The 18,398-nt window shown below is 60.8% G+C and carries 11 protein-coding genes; 6 read left to right on the top strand and 5 right to left on the bottom strand.

Annotation, left to right across the window (positions count from 1 at the left end):
- Positions 1 to 12 precede the first annotated feature (12 nt).
- Positions 13 to 417: a bifunctional (p)ppGpp synthetase/guanosine-3',5'-bis(diphosphate) 3'-pyrophosphohydrolase gene (locus RY1_RS13695; protein ID WP_072804125.1), complete on the bottom strand. Its 405-nt coding sequence runs from the start codon at positions 415 to 417 to the stop codon at positions 13 to 15.
- A 145-nt stretch (positions 418 to 562) separates the two neighbouring features.
- Here RY1_RS13695 and RY1_RS13690 point away from each other — a divergent pair, with 145 nt between their 5' ends.
- Both RY1_RS13690 and RY1_RS13685 read left to right on the top strand, forming a co-directional pair.
- Positions 563 to 709, top strand: a complete 147-nt coding sequence (locus RY1_RS13690) for a hypothetical protein (RefSeq protein ID WP_174565380.1) — start codon at positions 563 to 565, stop codon at positions 707 to 709.
- A 240-nt stretch (positions 710 to 949) separates the two neighbouring features.
- Entirely contained in the window at positions 950 to 2,383 is a 1,434-nt protein-coding gene (locus RY1_RS13685) for an exodeoxyribonuclease VII large subunit (protein WP_169914702.1), read from the top strand.
- Positions 2,384 to 2,554: 171 nt separating this feature from the next.
- Here the strand turns inward: RY1_RS13685 and RY1_RS13680 are convergent, their stop codons facing one another.
- From RY1_RS13680 to RY1_RS13670, 3 genes are all read right to left on the bottom strand, one after another.
- Positions 2,555 to 2,959 (bottom strand): HEAT repeat domain-containing protein, encoded by a 405-nt coding sequence (locus tag RY1_RS13680; protein WP_072804122.1) that lies wholly within the window; start codon positions 2,957 to 2,959, stop codon positions 2,555 to 2,557.
- A gap of 393 nt (positions 2,960 to 3,352) precedes the next feature.
- Positions 3,353 to 5,197 carry an alpha/beta hydrolase family protein gene (locus RY1_RS13675; protein ID WP_072804121.1) on the bottom strand — a complete coding sequence of 615 codons (1,845 nt, stop codon included), beginning with the start codon at positions 5,195 to 5,197 and terminating at the stop codon, positions 3,353 to 3,355.
- Positions 5,198 to 5,632: 435 nt separating this feature from the next.
- Complete coding sequence (locus RY1_RS13670; protein ID WP_139279841.1) at positions 5,633 to 6,592, bottom strand: hypothetical protein; 960 nt, start codon at positions 6,590 to 6,592, stop codon at positions 5,633 to 5,635.
- 597 nt (positions 6,593 to 7,189) lie between these two features.
- Here RY1_RS13670 and RY1_RS13665 point away from each other — a divergent pair.
- From RY1_RS13665 to RY1_RS13655, 3 genes are all read left to right on the top strand, one after another.
- Positions 7,190 to 12,127 (top strand): PDDEXK-like endonuclease domain-containing protein, encoded by a 4,938-nt coding sequence (locus RY1_RS13665; RefSeq protein WP_072804119.1) that lies wholly within the window; start codon positions 7,190 to 7,192, stop codon positions 12,125 to 12,127.
- Positions 12,124 to 13,809, top strand: a complete 1,686-nt coding sequence (locus RY1_RS13660) for a DEAD/DEAH box helicase family protein (protein WP_169914700.1) — start codon at positions 12,124 to 12,126, stop codon at positions 13,807 to 13,809. Before RY1_RS13665 ends, RY1_RS13660 begins: the two co-directional genes overlap by 4 nt.
- A 117-nt stretch (positions 13,810 to 13,926) precedes the next feature.
- A complete protein-coding gene (locus RY1_RS13655; protein WP_084727412.1) occupies positions 13,927 to 15,696 on the top strand; it encodes an AIPR family protein in 1,770 nt (589 codons plus the stop codon).
- Positions 15,697 to 16,070: 374 nt separating this feature from the next.
- On the opposite strand, the gene RY1_RS13650 is transcribed toward RY1_RS13655, so the two are convergent.
- Positions 16,071 to 17,465 carry an IS1380 family transposase gene (locus RY1_RS13650; protein WP_072804117.1) on the bottom strand — a complete coding sequence of 465 codons (1,395 nt, stop codon included), beginning with the start codon at positions 17,463 to 17,465 and terminating at the stop codon, positions 16,071 to 16,073.
- 141 nt (positions 17,466 to 17,606) lie between these two features.
- Here RY1_RS13650 and RY1_RS13645 point away from each other — a divergent pair, with 141 nt between their 5' ends.
- Entirely contained in the window at positions 17,607 to 18,050 is a 444-nt protein-coding gene (locus RY1_RS13645; RefSeq protein WP_072804116.1) for a hypothetical protein, read from the top strand.
- Positions 18,051 to 18,398: the final 348 nt, after the last annotated feature.

The following is an 18,398-nucleotide window of genomic DNA, read 5'->3' as shown; positions in this document are numbered from 1 at the left end:
TGCGTCGACGATCTACGCGACGGCCCCTCCGAAATGACTCGCGAATTGCCGTAGCGCCTCGTCGCGGACAGGTGCCGATGTGTCTCCTCCGAGGAGCGCTACGAGTTGTTCGGGTTGGTCTTCGACCGTGTCATGCAGAGCAGTCGCAGCCAGTACCGTGGTATCCGAGCAGCCGAAGCCGACCAGCCGCAGCGTGTTTCGAAGCGGATGCGTGATGTATGGATCGAGGGTGCCGTTTCGGCCCGGTCTGGTCTGGTGTCGGTGGGCCAGTGCTGCAAGCGACAGTGCGTCGTGCAACTTCTGGTCGACGCCGGTCGTCTGCTCCACGGCGAGTGCCAGGCTAGCGGCGTCCAGGTCGCGTAGTTCCGCGTTCCGGAATCCGTTGCCGATGATCGTGCTCGTGTCGGAAATAGTCATGGGTGTCCTCCTGAAGATCGAGGGGGAGTGGGCGGCCTGGTGGCTCGGCACGATACAACTGACTGTAGCGGATGGGAGTGGGACTTCGTGTTCCTCGGATCCGGTAGAGGTCGGTGCTGACCTCGGGTTCGCGAGGGACAACTCGATGACCTACCTGTCGACGACGGTCGGCGTCACGGCCGCCTTCGATTCGGTGGCGAGCTACCAGGGTCGTACGTGGGCGCAGATTTTCGGAGCGCCTCCGGCCCGTGGCTTGTCCGAGGCAGATCGCCGCCGGACGCGAGGGGAGTGAGCTAGGCGGTGGCTGTGTTGTTCGATACCGAACAAAGCTGAAAATGTTTCTTCAATGTCATCTACTTCGGTCGCGGGTGGCCAGGTGATTGGCCCGCAGAACTCATGTCCGGCCACACCCGTCGCCCAAGCGAACAACCTGTCAGAGGCTTCGGCTAAGTTTTCCGGAAAGACGGCAACCGGGGGGTAGCACTTGATGGAAAGTCGGATCAAACACGACTACGTACGAACACTTGCACGCTTGCACGAGGAGAATGCTGGCATTCTAGGGCGTCCCGCCGTCGACCCGACCACAGTGGTATCGTCTGCAGCCGCGAACATTCTCAGTTCGAGAACAGTCGTCCGGGGAGAGTGCAGGAATGTGTACGAGGCTGGTCGAGGGTACCGGTTCACGCTCTGCACCGACCAACACACAGGCACCGGCGCGGTCGAGGCCCGAATACACCCCAAGCAGGCCAGGCGCATCTCCAACTATCTCGAAAATCAGTGTGCCAGTTCTTTGGAAACCCACATTTCGATAGGGCATGAAGTGACCGTCGAAGGGTCACTTCGCCTGGACCCGCTGTCCGGAAAGCTATTTCTCGACGTCAACCGAGTGGGCCCGAAATTCGCGAAAGTTGGCAATCTCTCGCGCGCCGACGAGGCACGGCGGGAGGAGCTTGCGCGCATGGGCGCAAGCCGACATCGAATGTCGAGCAACCTCGAGCATCACGTGAGATATTCAGCCATCGACATTCCGTGGCCGGACACCCTTTCGAAGATCGTCGTCATCGCCTCGCGGGGATCGTTCGGCGCAGACGACCTTCTTCGTCAACTCGATACCTGCCGTGACTTCAGCTATGTCGAGGACAACGATGTGCGTGTCGAGGGAAGGGGCGCTGCTGAATCGTTGGTGAAGGCCATCGCGAGACATGCGAATTCGGATGCTGACCTCATAGTGGTCGCGCGAGGTGGGGGTAGGTTGACGGCATTGTCACCGTTCCACGACCTGGTGCTTGCAACGGCGATTCTTCGGTCTCCAGTGCCGGTCTTCACCGCGATTGGGCATGCAAAAGACATGACTCTGGCAGACCGTGCTGCAGCCGCATCATTTGTTACTCCGACCGGCGCCGGCAATGTCCTGTGCGCACGACCCGCGGCCCTCAGAAAGAAGCATGAACAGAGCAAGCGAGCGTCGAAGGAGTCTCCGGCACTGCACGCGAAGAAACGTGACGTGGTGGACGGTGACATCCATCGTCGGGTGTTGAAGGAATTCGAAGTGATGAGTGCAGCTCACGTTCGTTTGCAGGCCGACTACAACCGGTGTGTTCAGTTGCATCGAACACAGCTTCATCTCAGTGGGTTTCAACGAATACAACTGCGTAGCAGAATGGTTGCGGCGATCCTCGTCGCCACAATCATATGCGGGTTTGTGGGGTTGGCGTGGGACGTGGGTGTATCCGCGTATTGGGGAGCGCTGATGCTGGGTTGCGCGGCCGGCGCAGTCTATGTACTCAGGGGTCCGCGTCGAGCTCTCGAACGCCCAACCCGAGCGCTCAGTCTGACTGCTGAGGAGTGGTACGCGGCCGCCGAGAATGTGGCGACGCCACGCAGCTTCCGTGCTCTCTGGCCCGGATGGCCGAAACCGTTGGGAGGTAAGCCAGTTTCGTGGCCGCAACAAGCGCCGAGACCGTGATGACATGTCGCACGCGATCTGCTTAATCTCGCAGGTGCACATCTCTCAAGGTTTGAATCCAAACCTACGAGGTGGTCGATCCCGATGACGCCGGCTTCCATGGATGGCGGTGCGACCGCTGCGAGAATTTGGCCGGTCTGCTCGCGGATTGGTGACCGTCGCAGGGCGGGCTCATGTGTCGCGACCGAATAGCTGCTCCAATCCGGCGAGGCCATCGCTCACCGACTTGTCGGCACCTTCGGCCACTATCGCCCGGCCTTGTGGAAGAATTGGCATGTCCCGCAGGCCTTGGAATTCCTGCAGAAGGTACGCGATGTAGTCGGAATCGGGGTCTTCCGCGCGTTCGCCGAGATCGCGTAGCACCGCCTCCAGTCCGTGTCCACCCCCACGAGTGACCAGCACTTCTGCCGCCGCCGATTGAACTGCGAGGTTGTCGTCGCGCAGCATTTCCACAAGACGCAGTTCGATTGTGGCATTGGGCAGCAGATCACCCACCGCCGTGCAGGCTTGTTCTCGCGTAGCCCAGTCTGCTGACCGCGTTTCTGTGAGTAGGGATTCCAGAGTCCCATCGGTCATGGGATCTCCTCCGGTGTTGCAGGTCGCACCTGACGTGTCAGTAGGCGCGGCGCAGTCGTTCCTGGCTTGTGTCGGTGAGTCGGTCAATCGCGACTTCCAGGTCTTCCATACGATCCCTTTGCAACGTCGAAGTAGGCCTCAACTGCTTGGACGCAGTAGATGACGGTTCTGTTCCGTCCGTGTCGATCTTTGCCGATCGCATACCAAACACAAGAAGGTGAGCCAGTGGTGCCGTGACCGTTGCCGCACCCCTCTCGTTCATGGCGGTGGCAGCAGGCGATCGGGCATGCTCAGCTGGATCCTGAGAAACCGTGACTTCGTCTTCGAATCGAAATCGTCCGAAATGACGATGGATCAGTCATCGTGATGCCCGCTATTCCGGACTGACTCGCATTAGTCCCTGTTCCATGCCGCCATGCGAGCGTTCTCGTCCATCGTTCTCAACGCTTTCTCGATGGCACGATCAGTGTCGCCTTCCGCCGAGCTGAATTCGGTGGGTCCGAGCTCCTTTTCGAGCATGAAGTCCATCAGTAGAGCCACTGTGCGCTGACCGACTCTCAGGGTCTCCAGCTTGGATGACTTGGGATCGCTGTACACGGCAAGCCGGTTGATGCGCGCCGACAGTTGCGACTCCAACTCGGTGATGCTGTACCAGAGGCCTTTGTCGTACGGTAGATCGAGCGACTTGCGTGCGTATTCCGCGGCCACTCTGAGTACCAGCGCGTTGGAGTCGGCCACAGGCTCGACCGGCCCTCCACTCAAGGTGGCAGCGGAGGTCGTCACTGCCGCACCGGTACCTGCCAATCCGCCCAGCATCGCCAACCCGCCCACCATCCCGCCTGGCCCGAGCGCCGCGAGTCCGCCAGTCAACGCTGCCGCGCCGAATACTCCGACTGGCGCTGCCAATGCAAGTCCGACAGGTCCTGCTGCGATGATGGCGACGCCTGCCGCAGCGGTGAGCACACGACCCCACGGCACGCCGCTCTTCCGGCCGATGTGGGTTTGTACCTCTTCGATCGAGTTGCCGATCTTCGTACCGGTAGATCGCTGGAAACCGAGTTCGACGGCGATGTCCGGCAACGCCTCTCTGGGCGCGCGCTCGACCTCGATCTCGTAGGGTTCGACCAGATTGGTGAGTGCTAGAACGACGAGTTCGCCTACGGCATCGTGCATCTTCCACCGATGAGGAAGCCGCGGCAGATTGTCACCGGCGAGTTGTGCAATCTCCTGGGCGACGCCGGTGCCGCGAATGGCTGCGTCCCTCTCGGCCTGGGCTACTATCTCGTCCTGCTGGGCGGTCAATGCGCCCGTGTAGCGTACCGCTGCATCCTTGTCCTTGATGTGACGCTGGACTGCGTGAGCGAAGTGCAGGGACAACAGAACCGTGGCCTCGTTGTCGGTCAAGCGCACAGTAAGGTCTCCGCCACGCAACGCAACGGAGTTGGTCGGATACAGGGTCTGAGCAATGAGTTTCGCGATCGAGGTGTGGCCCAGGTATAGCTTGGAGTCGTGCTTGTGTCCGATGTCGACGGTGAAGTCCTGAGCGCCCTGGAAGGTGGACGCGAGTCCGCGTCCTGCGGTCACCGGATCGCCCGTGTCGAGGAAGTTCGACCAATCGTCTACCCGTCCGTACGGAAAGCGCTTCAAGAGGCGGTCGCTATTGACATGGAGTGCTTTCGCACTGGCCGGACTGCCGATGGTTACGAACCGTCGGACGTGCAAGCCGGGGTGGAGATTGTCCAGAAGATCGATCGCCACGACACTGCCGAGACTGTGCGCGATAAGGATGATCTCGCCGGTGGCAGGAAGGTGGTCCAGGACATATTTCAGTATTGCGCCGCGCAGACCCTCGTCCAGCATGTACCGCTTGACATGCGGGAGATCAAGTAGGGGTACAGAATTGATGACGGCATTCTGGACGAAGGTGACGGGCGCGTCGGGAACCCGGGCATAGCCGAACGTTCCAACCCCTGCCTCGTATCCCAGAAACCTCTGAACTGCGGCTTGGCGACGCTCGAAGGCGAGGCGCGCATCGGAATCGTCTTTGGGCTTGTATGTGACCGGAGGGACCTTCGCCGAAATCCCAGCCGTCTCGAAATGAGAGCGATATCGAGGGGCGATTACGCTGTCCCGATCGATCGAGGGAAAGCCGGCCGATGTCAGTCCACTGTTGAGGCCGTCCAGCCAGCCGAGTTCGGGATCCCCGTCGCCGAGACCATGTAAAAAGACAACCCTCATTCGTTCGGCGCTCCTCTGCGGCGATGGATTCGGCGCGGAACGCCTCGGTGTTCACTATGCCCGAGACTTTTCTACGGTCCAGTGCTCAGTACAGCTGGCTGTCTCATCTTCCTAGGTGAAGTCCTTGTTGAACTCCGGAATTCATTCATGCGAATGAAATATCGGGCTGGGTCCGAAGGCCCCTTGTTTCCGTCCCGCATCACGTCTGGATTGCACGAAGTTCCATCGACATGATCCCCCTTGCCCTGGCCGGGTCGTATCCGGCCTACGATGGTGGACGAGGTCGAAGGCCCGACTCTCGGTCCGGGTTCACCAGGACAGAAGCTGATGACGCTTCAGGCGGTCAATGTACAACGACCGGAGTTGAACCTCCCGGGGATCAGGTTGCAGCGATTCGAATCCAGTGGACTGCCAGTATCTTCGGGTGGAGACGAACTATCCAACAACGTCGATCACATTCGCAGTTAAAACTGGTGCGGTCTCGTTGGCGCCGAGTGTTGTTTTATAGGTGGTCGTTCCGCTGACCTCGACATATAGTGCGACTATGTCTTTCGCAATGACGTTTGCGCCGATTTTCGGATCGAAGTTCACGATTGTGTTGAGATCGAAGTCGTACCAGTTCGAACCTGGCGTCGCTGCTGTATCTGCGCGAAAGGTGGATGAGCCGGTAATCGAATCGAATTGTGTGACATACCCATACACGACAATCTTCTGCCCCTTTGAAGCTGATGGATTCCTGGCAAGCAATCCGTAGTCACGCTCGTTGAGGATCGCGTAGGTACTGCGATCGAACTTTGCGGCTTGTGCATCGGCCGCCGCCTGCTGAGCCTCCATTGCTCGTCGGTTCTGGTCCAACGCCACTTCAGCGGCCCTGGCCCGGGCCGCGGCAGTAGCTTGCGTCTGGGAAGCCGCTGCAGCCGCCGCGGATGCACTTGCTGCCTCGAGCTCGGCTGGACTCAACGAAGCTGTGGTGACCGGCGTGCTGTGGCGCGTCGTCGACGGAAGGGATTGTGCCGGTTCTGGAGTGTTGGGAGTGAATACGACACCGATCACGATGCCTATCGCGAGCACACATGCGGCGACGGCGACGGCGGCCGCGATCAGCCGGGGCTTGGTCGCCAGTGATGTGACGCCGGTCGCTATTTCGAGATTGACAATCTGCTTCCAATTCTGGCCGTCCCAGTAGCAATCGGAGGCCTCGTACCGACCCGTCTCGGGGTTGATTTCATGCGACCCTGGAGGCGGTGTCACATTCATCCCCGGCATGGAGCGAAGTTGTTTCGCCGACGGCCTTGTACTTTGCTTGGTCGTTTCAGGAGGTACTACTATGCTTTTCCACGTTTCGCCATCCCAGTAGCAGCCATTCGCTTCGTATCTGCCAGTTTCAGGGTTCACGGAGCTGGATCCAGGGGGTGGCTTCATTGCGCTCTTCCTGATGTGCCGAAACTGACCGTCTCAGACTACTTGTGGGAGGGGTCGTCAGCGCGGCAGTTGAGTCGTGAGGCCGACAGCTCCTGGACTGGAAAATCGACTGAAAGTCTCGATGATCGTTGACCCCGAACAGTCCAAGCTCTTGTATTGACCTTCCAGGATCGAGGTCACAACCGGGGCAGGGGCAAGGCATTGCATGGTCCACACATGATCGGTGTAACTGCAGATGACCTGCGGATTTCCAGTCGTTCGAGATACTCGCTGTGATGTAAGGCGATGGGCTGGGTTATCGGGGCCGGAGGGGTGAGGCAGAGGAGCAGTTCAACGGCAAGGCCCGGCTGGCTCGCGCCACTGTTCATTCGAACGAATGAACTTTGACGGACTTGTGGGTGTCAAGTCTGTGATCTGAGCTGTTGATACCCGAGAAATTCGCAGATAGAGGCTGTTTCGTCCCACAATCCGACTCTGTGCAATCTCGCGCTGCCGAATCGCCATCGGACCGTGTCACCCAACCCCTATAGGTTGAGGGCTGTTCAGGTGAGTTCGAGATGTGAGGATCCGGTGGCGGCAGTGGATGACGGCGAGTTGCGTGGACGCGTACGTCGTCTGCTCGAGTTTCTTCGCGAGACTGTGGGCGCTCAGTCCAAGCCGATTCGCCAGTACGGCGGCGAGGCCCGCGTGGAGTGGCTGTTCGACGACGCCAGGTCCCTCGACGTCAACACCGACGTCGCCCCCGGGGATGTGGCGGTTCGTATCCCGCGCACGAGCATCGAACAGCCGCCTGGTCTTCCGGCGGTGCTCGAGATCTGGGTCGACGAGACCGTCACCCCACCCGCGCTGAGGCAGCAGGCCCCCGCGGGCGCCAGGACCCAGTTCGAGGCGTGGCTACCCACCTGGACCGAATGGTCCCTGGAGGACCGTGAACGCCGTCCGTTCGCAGAGCTCTTCCGCTCCGTCGACCTCATGCTCCACGACCTCGGCACCCAACCCGAGTCCCTCGAACTCGTCATCGCATCCGGCTACCTCGACGCCACGGTCGGCGGCCAGCGGATCGCTACGCACCTCATCACTCAGCAGGCGAGTATCAGCCGAGAGGACTCGACCGGCGATCTGATCGTCACCGTCGCGCCCGCCAGCAGCCCGCGTCTCGAAGACGTGCAGGTCCTTCTCGACCTCGAAGGCTTCGACCGCGCGGGGTCGAAAGCCCTCCATCGCAGCCTTGCCGAGCTCGTCACGTCGTCGCTGTCCGCGGACATCCCGGGACTGCTCGGGCAGTGGGCCAGCTCGGCGCTGAAGCAGCCACTGACCGTCATCGCCGATCATGACAAACCCGTCGGCTCCTCCGCCGACACTCTCCGCATGTCCCCGGCTCTCGTGCTGCGCAAGCGAGGCGCGTTCGCACTCGCGTCGTACTACGAGGCCATGCTCGCGGCGCTGGACGCCGGTGCACCTGTGCCGGTCGGGCTCGCACAGCTCGTCGAGACTCACGACGACAACACCCGCCGCGACTGGCTCGAATCCCACGTCAGCGACACTCCCAGCGCCGAGCCGCTCTTCCCGCTCCCCGCCAATCGCGCCCAGGCCGGCATCTACAACCGCGTCATGAACGACACAGGCGTCGTCGTCGAAGGCCCTCCCGGCACCGGCAAGACCCACACCATCGCAAACCTGATGTCCGCGTTGATGGCTCAGGGCCAGCGCATCCTCGTCACCAGCGAGAAGGCCCAGGCGCTGCGCGTTCTGAAGGACAAACTGCCCGCCGAACTCCAGGACCTCTGCGTATCGGTGACCGACATGGCACGCGGGGGATCGGCCGAGCTCGACGAGAGCGTCTCCACCATCGCCACCCGCAAAGCCGCGTTCGACGCCACCGAGTCCACCCGCACCATCCGCACCCTCGCAGCCAAGCGGATGGGCACCAAAGAGCGCCGCTACAAACTGAAACTGCAGATGCAACTCGCTCGGTCCTCGGAAGCCGAGACCCACACCCTCTCCCCTCAGTACTCCGGAACCCTTGCGGCGATCGTCACCACGCTCAACTCGCAGCAGAGCCAACTCGGCTGGATCCCTGGACCTCTCCACACCGAGGCCCCGCCATTGGACGACGCCGCCTTCGCCTCGCTGTTCACCGACGCCGCTCCCGGATCGAGCCTCCCCACAGCCGAGGAGGTCCGATCGCTGTGCGCTCGCGCGGGGGCCGCGTCGGGCACGATCTTCGACGACATCGATCCCGCTCAGCTCCACTACATCCTGCCGTCGGCGCAGACGCTGACAGACCGGGCTCGCGCTATCGAATCGTTCGGCCCGCACTACACCTCCCTGGCCGACGGCATTCTCTCCGGCGCGCTCGGGACGTTGTGGTCGCGCGCGCAGACGGTGTCGGCCATGTTGTCGGTCGCCATCAGCGCCGATGCCGCGGTCGGCTCGCACCAGGTGAGCACGCAGGTCTCGAGCCGACAGGCGCTCAACGCGTTCGACGCTCTGGCCAAGCTCTACGAGAGCGGCCCGTTCGACACCATGCGCTGGCTCCGCACGCCCCACGAGCACGGCGTCGTCGACAAGCTCGATGCACGGGCAACCGTCGACGGCACCGACGCGACCCAGGCCGCCGAACTCCGACTCGTCACCAACCACATCCGCGCCCTCGTCGCGGTCGACGACGCCGCACACCTGTTGCGCGGCATCGGCATCGAACTGCCCATCGATCCCGCCGACAGTCGCGAACAGCAGGTCAACACCCTCCACATCGTGTGGAACCAGGTGCTCGCCACGGGCAGTATCGCGACTGCGCGCGACGAGCTCGTCGCCTCCCTCGGCGCGTTCATCCCGTCCCTGCCTCAGGTGTCGACGCTCGCCGACGCAGTAACTCTCGCCGATGACATCTCGGCGCTCACCGACCGCTCCGACGCCTCTACCGCGCGTGACGAGCTGGGCGACCTCGTAACGCGACTGTCTTCCGACACGACGCTGCCCGACGGTCTCGCCGACGCCGTCAGAGCCGGCGACATCGACAGCTACGAGCGCCTCGTCGCCTACGCCGAGCCCGGAAACAACAACACTGCTCTGCTCGACGCGTTGGCCGAGCATGCGCCCTCCCTTGCACGCAGCCTGTCCGAGGACACGACCACCGACTGGTCCACTCTTGCAGGCACATTCGCTCGGGCGTGGGCGTGGCGCTGGACCAGGCAGTCGATCGAGGCCGCGCAGCAGCCCGACCAGAACGATGATCTCGACGCCGAACTCGACGCCCTCGACGACGAAATCTCCTCCCTGACGGCGCAGCTCGCGGCCGAGCAGGCGTGGCAGCAATGCCTGCAGCGCATGACGAGTCGCGAGGTCACCGCACTGCGGGCGTATCAGGAGAACATGTCCAACGCAGGCCTCGGCACCAGCAGCCTCGCGCAGCGGTACCGCGTCGCGGCGCGGGCAGCGATGAAGGATGCCCAGACGGTGGTACCGGCGTGGGTGATGCCGATTGCGCAGGTGCTGTCGTCGATTCCGCCGCAGCAGAACGCATTCGACGTCGTTATCGTCGACGAGGCCAGCCAGGCCGAGATCACCAGCATGTTTCTGATGTGGTTGGCGCCGCGCGTCATCGTCGTCGGCGACGACAAGCAATGTGCCCCGGCGTCGATCCAGAACTACACCCTCGAATCCGTCATCGACCGCCTCGACTACTTCCTCCCGGACGTGCCGATCACGACGCGCATGACGCTCACCCCGAGGTCGAGTCTGTTCTCGATGCTGCGCACTCGATTCGGCGACGCCGTGCGACTGCGTGAGCACTACCGATCCATGCCGGAGATCATCCAATGGTCGTCGACCCAGTTCTACGGTGACCAACCGCTCGTTCCGGTGCGGCAGTTCGGAGCGGATCGGCTTGCGCCGCTGCGCAGTACGTTCGTAGAAGACGCGGTCACCTCCGGTTCGAGCACGCGCCTGAGCAACACCGCCGAGGCGAACGCACTCGTCGACCAGCTCGCTCTGTGCCTCGCCGAGCCGGACTACGAGGACAAGACCTTCGGCGTCGTCGTCCTCCAGGGGGCGGCGCAGGCGGATCTGATCCGGTCGCTGATTTTCGAGCGTGTGCCGTCCGAGCAGATCGACGAGCGACGCATCCGCGTCGGCACTCCGCCGGACTTCCAAGGCGACGAGCGCGACGTGATGTTCCTGTCGATGGTCATTGCGCCGGGGTCGTCGTCGAAGGCGTTGACGACGGACATGTTCAAGCGACGCTTCAATGTCGCGGCCACTCGTGCACGAGATCAGCTGTGGCTGTTCCACTCCGTGGCAGCGGACAGCCTGTCGGCCACCGATCTACGATGCTCGCTCCTGTCCTACGTCGAGGCCGCGCCGACGGTCCCGGTTCCCGCGATGCCCGATCCAGTCTCTCCGACGGCACCGCATCCGGACTTCGGATCGCTGTTCGAACAGCAGGTCTTCCTCGCGCTGCAGGAGCGCGGCTACCACGTCAACCCGCGCGTCGACGTCAACGAGATGACCATCGACCTGGTCGTCACCGGTGCCGCCGTCCGCGTTGCGATCGAATGCGATGACGACAGCGCCGTCGATGCATACGAGCTGCTGGACCGCATGGAACGCGAGTTCGAGCTCAGGCGCTGCGGATGGCTGTTCCACCGGATTCGGGCGTCGGACTTCGCGCTCGACCGGGATCGGGTCCTCGACACCGTCACCGAATTGCTGGATTCGGTCGGCATCCTGCAGGGCGAGGTCGAGGTGGCCGTCGAAGGATCGGGCAACTCGACGTGGACGCCGATCGCGCTGGTGCGTGACCCCGAAGGCGCCGAAGCCGACGAGGAAGCAGTCGAACTCGTCACCGTCGAAGCGCCCGCACCCTCGCAGATCGTCGAAGTCGAGCTCGCGCCGCTGCCGGAGGTCATCGAGACCGCCGAGGAGCAGGTCGACGACGAACCCCATGAAGACGCCGATGGTGAGCTCGACGACGTCGATGATGCAGTCGAGCTCCTACCGGAGCCGGTTCGGGCGATGCCGCGTGAGGATCTCATTGCGGCCATTCGCTATTCGCAGAAGCGGAACAAGTTCTCCGTCGCGAAGACCGTAGAGGACTGCGAGGTCACGCCGGAGGCCGTCCAGGAAGCGCTCGCGGAGATCAAATCCCGCGACGAAGCGCTGAGAGCGTCGAAGAAGAGACCGCCTGCTCCGACGCCGGATGCGATGCCGCGAAAGCGTCGTACATCGGGTGTTGTCGTTGAGCCGGCGGGTGTGTCCGGAAGTCGTTCACTGCAAGCCGAATTGGATGCACTTCCGGTGGCGTCGTGGGCGGGTGCGCGAGAGATCGCGATTGCCGCGGCGCGCCCGAATGCGCCGTTGACGTTGGAGCGGTGTCAGCGGGTGACGGGATTGTCGGGGACAAAGGCGGATCAGTTGTTGGCTGACTTGGTTGTGACTCGAAAGCTGGTCAGACGTAAACGCGATGGTGTGGAGGAATGGGTGCGGCCGCAGGGGTTGACGTTATGACGCAGGTGGCGACGCGGTCCGAGGGGCTGCGGGAGTGGCAGAGGGAAGCCTTCGATGCATGGGTGTCGAACGGGTATCGGGCGATCGTCGAGGCGGTCACCGGCACCGGGAAGACACATGTGGGTTTGGCGGCGACGCTGGATTCGGTGAGTCGTGGTCGTCAGGTGTTGGTGGTGGTGCCGAGTATCGATCTGCTCGAGCAGTGGTACACGGCGATGGTGAAGGCGTTGCCGAGTGTGCGGATCGGGCGACGCGGGAACGGGCACAACGACACGTTCCGGCAGTACGACGTGTTGATCACGACGATTCAGTCGGCGATCCGTCCTGGTGCGCCGATGCCGCGTACGGGTGCGCTGTTGGTGGCGGACGAGGTGCATCGTTACGGGGCGGGTTCGTTCGCGAAGGTGTTGATCAATCGGTTCGAGGAGCGGCTCGGGTTGACGGCGACGTTGGAGCGTCAGGACGACGGGGTCGACACGCATCTGATGCCGTACTTCGAGAACCTGGTCAAGGGGTGCGACGCAGCGCGGGGGAGACGTGACGGGATACTCGCCCCGGTGCGGGTGATGACGGTCGCGGTGCCGTTCTCCGCGGAGGAGGCGTCGAAGTTCCAGGATCTGGACGAGAAGGCGAAGTCGCTGCGTAACACGTTGATCGACGACTATGGCTGTGCTGCTGAGCCGTTCGGTGAGTTCATGAAGAACGCAGTAGACCTGAGCAAGGAGCGGCATCTGCCGGCGAGTCGGGTGGCAAGCAGGTATCTGTCGGCGTTCAGTAAGAGGCGGGCGTTGCTGGCGGACTGTGAGGGCAAGCTGCAGGCGTTGGCTGCGATCACGCCGGGGTTGGCGAAGTCGGAACGGTCGATCGTGTTCTCGGAGACGAAGGAGTCTGCGGCGAAGGGTGCTGAGGTGCTCAAGGCTGGTGGGGTTGCGGCGCATCAGTATTCGAGTCATCTGGATCGGGTGGGTCGGACGCGGATTCTGAAGCAGTTCCGGGCTGGTGAGCTGAGGAGCTTGGTGGCGCCGCGGGTGCTGGATGAGGGTATCGATGTGCCGGCGGTGGATGTCGGGGTGATCATCGCGTCGAGTTCGTCTAAGCGGCAGATGATTCAGCGGATGGGTCGGATTCTGCGGCTGAAGCCTGATGGTCGGCCTGCGGCGTTCGTGATCATGTATGTGGCGGGGACGAACGAGGATCCGTCTCTGGGGGCGCATGAGGCGTTTTTGGATGAGTTGACGGGTGTGGCCGCGGGGGTCGTGGACGTCGATCTGGCTGATGCGGGTGCGGTGTTGGCGAGTTGGTTGGATCAGTCGGCGCCGATTCTGCCGAAGCCTCCGGTGGAACCGACGCCGATCGATCCGATCGTGATTCCACAGTCCAAGATGGTGCCGACGACGGCATCCGCGGCGAGGACTCGGACGGTCAAAGAGATTCTGTCGGAGGCGCAGTACGGGACGCCGGATCAGCTCGACGGCATTCTGCGCTGCATAGCTGCCATCGATGTGCGAGAGGCATCGGTGTTGATCCGGCGGTACGGGATCGACGGGGCGAAGCCGCGGACGGTGTCGCAGGTGGCGGCGGAGATGAACCTCAAGCGCATGGTCATCGAGAGTCTTGAAAAGCGGGGGTTGAAATCGTTGGAGCGGGAAGCTGCTAGAACTCTTGCTTATATTGTTGAATGAACGCCGGCGGACTTACGGGGATTCAAGGTTCGGTTCAAAATTGAACGGTTAGTTAGGGCCGAACTTGAAGAGCGGTGATGTAGTGTCGACCGAACTTACGAGCTATGAAGGAGTGCAATGATTGCGAAGAAGCCCGGGTCGAGTTGGCGGAGTGCATTCGACGTGATTCGAGCCGACTACAACCTTAGCGACGACTCGATCGGCGTTTTTGCTCTTAACCTCCGCTTCGGGCTGGATGATCTGCTTACCGTTGCAACTGAGTCAATCACCGGGGGAGGGGATGACAAAAAATGCGATGTTCTATATGTCGATAAAGAACGTGAAATCGCGGTATTAGGCCAATGTTATCTGTCATCGAAGATGCGGGCATCCGCTCCGGCCAACAAGGCCTCAGACCTCAACGCCGCACTCTCGTGGTTGCTGACGGAGGATCTCGATCGACTTCCCGAAGGATTGAAGGGACGCGCAGACGAACTCCGATCAGCAGTCGAGGCCGGTTCGATTCGGCAATTTCACATATGGTACGTCCACAACCTACCTTCATCCAAAAATGTGCGCGACGAGCTCGATGTAGTAGAAAAAACCGCTCGTAATGCGTTCTCCAGTTACAAGGGTGGAAGCGAAATAAACATCTTCGCGGAGGAGATTGGCGACAGCGAGTTGGAGAAGCTTTACGCTCAGGCTGCGCGCACCGTTATCGTTACTGACCAATTTCAAACAACAATTCCAGACGCTGTTGAGCTAATTCAAGAAGACTGGAAATCCATAGTCACCACTGTTCGAGGTGATTGGCTCCATTCTCTCTACAGCGAGCACGGTACCAACCTTTTCTCCGCTAATCTACGCGGATACTTAGGATCTCGAGAGAGTGATTCAAACATAAATAACGGAATAAAACGCACGGCGCAAGAATCCCCGAGTGACTTTTATGTTTTCAACAATGGGATCACGGCCTTGGTTCTGGACTATGAAGTAGGGCGACGTGCACGTGGCAAAAGATCATTGAAGATTACTGGAATATCGATCGTAAATGGCGCGCAAACCACCGGGTCGATCGGAAGTCTGAAAGATGCGCCAAACCCTGATTTGCAGGTTCCAATTCGGTTTGTTAAATCGGATCGCGAATCTTTAATTGAAGGCGTAGTGCGGTACAATAATTCGCAGAATCGAATTCAAGCGGCAGATTTCAGGAGTACTGATCAGATCCAAGAGCGCTTAAGAATTGAATTTCAGGCTATCCCGGATGCAGAGTATGAGGGTGGCCGACGAGGTGGGTCTAGTGATGCAATTAAGCGCAGCAAATTTACTCTTCCGTCTTACACGGTGGGTCAATCTCTTGCCGCTTTTCATGGTGATCCGGTTACCGCCTACGACAAAAAGTCGGATCTCTGGACCAATGAAAAGAGCTATCGTCTGATTTTCACCGATCGAACGTCTGCCAGGCATATTGTATTTTGCTATTCCTTGCTGAATGAAATCAACGAACGGAAGCTATCGCTGGAAGCAAAGAGGAAAAACGTTGAGGCTCCCCAGACATCCGCTGAAGAAAAAAGTCTTGAATTTTTGAACAAAAAAGGTTCAAATTACCTGTTGGTGCATGTTATCGCGCAAAGCATGGAAACGATCTTGGGGAAGCCAATTCCCAATAAAGTAGATCTAAAATTTACTGATAACATATCTCCGGCGGCCGGCGGTGTAATATGGCGACCAATAATTGACATGATGCTTTCCCTATCGCAGCAGTTAGATACTTCATTCTCAAGAAGCAGAATTTCGAATGACAGTGTTGCTCGATCGGTGCCACTATTTATTGGGCTGATCAATTCTCTGTCAACGCTCCATCGGCCTACGTTCGAGGGCTTCGCCAAAGATGTCTCGATCGATTAACTATACGTGGCTCTTGTTGTCCGGCGATAGTTGTGCTTCCTGTAATAGGTGTGGCGATATGTTCGGATTGATATGGCGAGGGTAAATTCTGAGTACGAACCGTAGTCGCAGCAACAGGACTCCAGCAACGTTTGATTCTGCACGAGTGCGCTCGTCGAGCGGTCCCGAGGACGTTGCAGCATGCGCGGCAGCTGCAATGGCGGCCAGGTTAGCCTCGATCTTTCTTCCTGGTGATGTGCTGGCCTGAGCGGGTCGAGATGGTGCTTCGAGTTCGTCGGTGCACGACGATGCGGCCGATGTCGATCGGCGGCGCTTGGGTCCACAGCCTGAGGTGGGGGGGTTCTTTCGGGGTCGTCGGGTCGGGTGAAGTGCGGTCAGTCGGGCGCGGGTAGCGCCGCCAGCCGGGTCAATGCGGTGACGACGAGGGTCGACCATGTCGCGGTCTTCGACAACTTCAGGACGACGCGGCGCGCGTGGTTCGTGATGCGTCCGGCGATCGAGAACAGGCGTAGTCGAGCACGTTTCGGTTCCCACTTGCGTGCTTCGTGGTCGGTGAAGCCGAGCATCTGAGTCCACGCCATCAAATCCAGGGCGAGCTGCACGATCGCTAACCAGATGCGGTTCTGATCGAATCCATGCAGCGGGAGATTGGTCAGCCCGCTGTCCTTCGCGGAGCGGATACGGTCCTCGCAGCGGGCGCGGCGACGGTGCCGCAGTTCGAGATCCTGCACCTGGCCGCGCATTGTGTTGGTGGCGAACGCCGTCAATCGAAGACCGTCGGAGTCGGTGAACCGCAACTGGGCGCCGGGGTGCGGGCGCTCTTTTCTGATGATGACGCGCATTCCGGTCGGCCACGTCGTGAGGTCGAGGATGCCGGTGGCGTCGATGACCCAGGCGCCGTCACGGACTTTTTCGGCGGCGTCGACAGCGACTGACCATGCACTGTCGGGAACGCCGGCCAGGGCGGTGACCATCGCCTCGGTGAGCCCGAACCCGATCGAATACGACACTCCTCGCTTGTGCAGCCAGGTCAGGTACTTGTGGCTGGCTCCGGCGCCGTCGGTGCGGACGAGGACCTTCTTCCCTGGTCGGGCGATGTGTACGTTCGGCGACTGCGCCAATGCTTTCCGAGTGACTGCGATGTGATCGTCCGCAGTATTGGCCCCGGCGTTGCCAGGTCGCAGCAACGCTGCGACGGGTTCACCGGTCCCGTCGATTCCGTGGTCCACGAACGCCAACAGTGGGTGAAATCCGAATCCGCGTTTGTAGGTCGGAGCCGCAGATTCCTTCTCGGAGTGCGCGGCGACGAGGGTGGCGTCGAGGTCGATGACAATCGGATGCTGTGCGGTGATGTCGTGATCGGGCGCGCGTTCACCAGCGTGCCCCCACGCCGTAGCGCGGGCGGATGCTCGGGCGGTGTCGATGGCAGTGAGCACGGAGGGTGCATCAGCGGCCAACACGGCCATCAGCCGCGACACGGTCGGGTCGGAGGGCACCTTCCCGAACACGGCGGTGTGCTCACGCAGAGTCGCGATGTCGGCGAGGCAGTCCCCACCGAGAGTCACGGACACCGCGAGGTCGGTGATGATCTTACCGGGATCGAACTGCGCCAACGGTTTCCGCCACGATGACAAAGACTCCGATAACGCTGTGGTGAGTCCGGTGACTTCGGCGGTGCGGAGCAGCGTCACCGCTCCGGCATGCGACACGACCCCGGCTCCGGTGGCATCGACGGACAGAGTGGGGTACGACGACGTAGACTTGCTCACCAGAATGGTGCTCCTCGAACTGGACGAACTTCAACTGTGGTAAGTCGAATTCTTCCAGCTCAGAGCACCATTCTTCTTATCCGACGCGCAGCACCTACCTGCGTGAAAGCCCGAGGCTAGAGGCAATGGAGGCAGCAACACATGTCGAGCGTCTACGAGGATGGCCTGACCGGTGTGGAACTTCGAGCGGAAAGGGTTGCACTGGTTGCTGCGACGATTTCGACCGTACTGGTCGCCGTCGGTAGCTTTGGTCCTTGGGCGGTCGTTCGCATTTATTCTAGGAATGGCATAGAGGGGGATGGCCGGTTTACGCTTGCTGCTGCGGTTGTTGCGGGAGTCGCCGTTCTAACGAGGTATATCCACAGGCGGCGGTGGTATTTCGATTTGGCTTCTGCCGCAGGTGGAGTCACGGTCGTAGTCGCAGTTGTCGCCATAATCAGGGTAGTAAATGGGTCAGTTGAACTCTCTCGTGGAATTTTCAACGCGGACATAGGCTGGGGTCTTTGGTTGGTGTTCGTTGGCGGTCTTCTCTTGGTCGCGTCGTCCCTTCTCGGATTCATGATGACACGCAACAGTGATTCGTAAAGGATTGCAAGTTTCATTTGCAGCGTTCTTCGTATCAGCGCTGCAGAATGTATTGTGCTGGGGCCGTGTAGGCGACCGCCTGCCTGTTCGCCACGGCGCGAAGAACGCGGCCGCACTGCCTCACGGCAGCGCTACGCCGTCAACACGTTGCACTTGAACGCTATTCGCAGGCCAGCGTGATGCTGCACGCGTTCATTGGGGATCGAACAGCCTGCCTAGCCCTGGGTGAGGGTGCATTCCAGGCCTTATAGTACGGAGCCGGACTTGGACGCAGCGAGGTAACGTTCACAACCCGCTGATAAAAACAATGTCCAGACCTCGGGCACGCTGTCCGGTATAGATGGGGAG

This window comes from Rhodococcus yunnanensis NBRC 103083 (assembly GCF_001895005.1).
Taxonomy (GTDB): Bacteria; Actinomycetota; Actinomycetes; order Mycobacteriales; family Mycobacteriaceae; genus Rhodococcoides; species Rhodococcoides yunnanense.
Note: the sequence above shows the minus strand (reverse complement) of the source record. Positions and strands in the feature narration are given on the sequence as shown.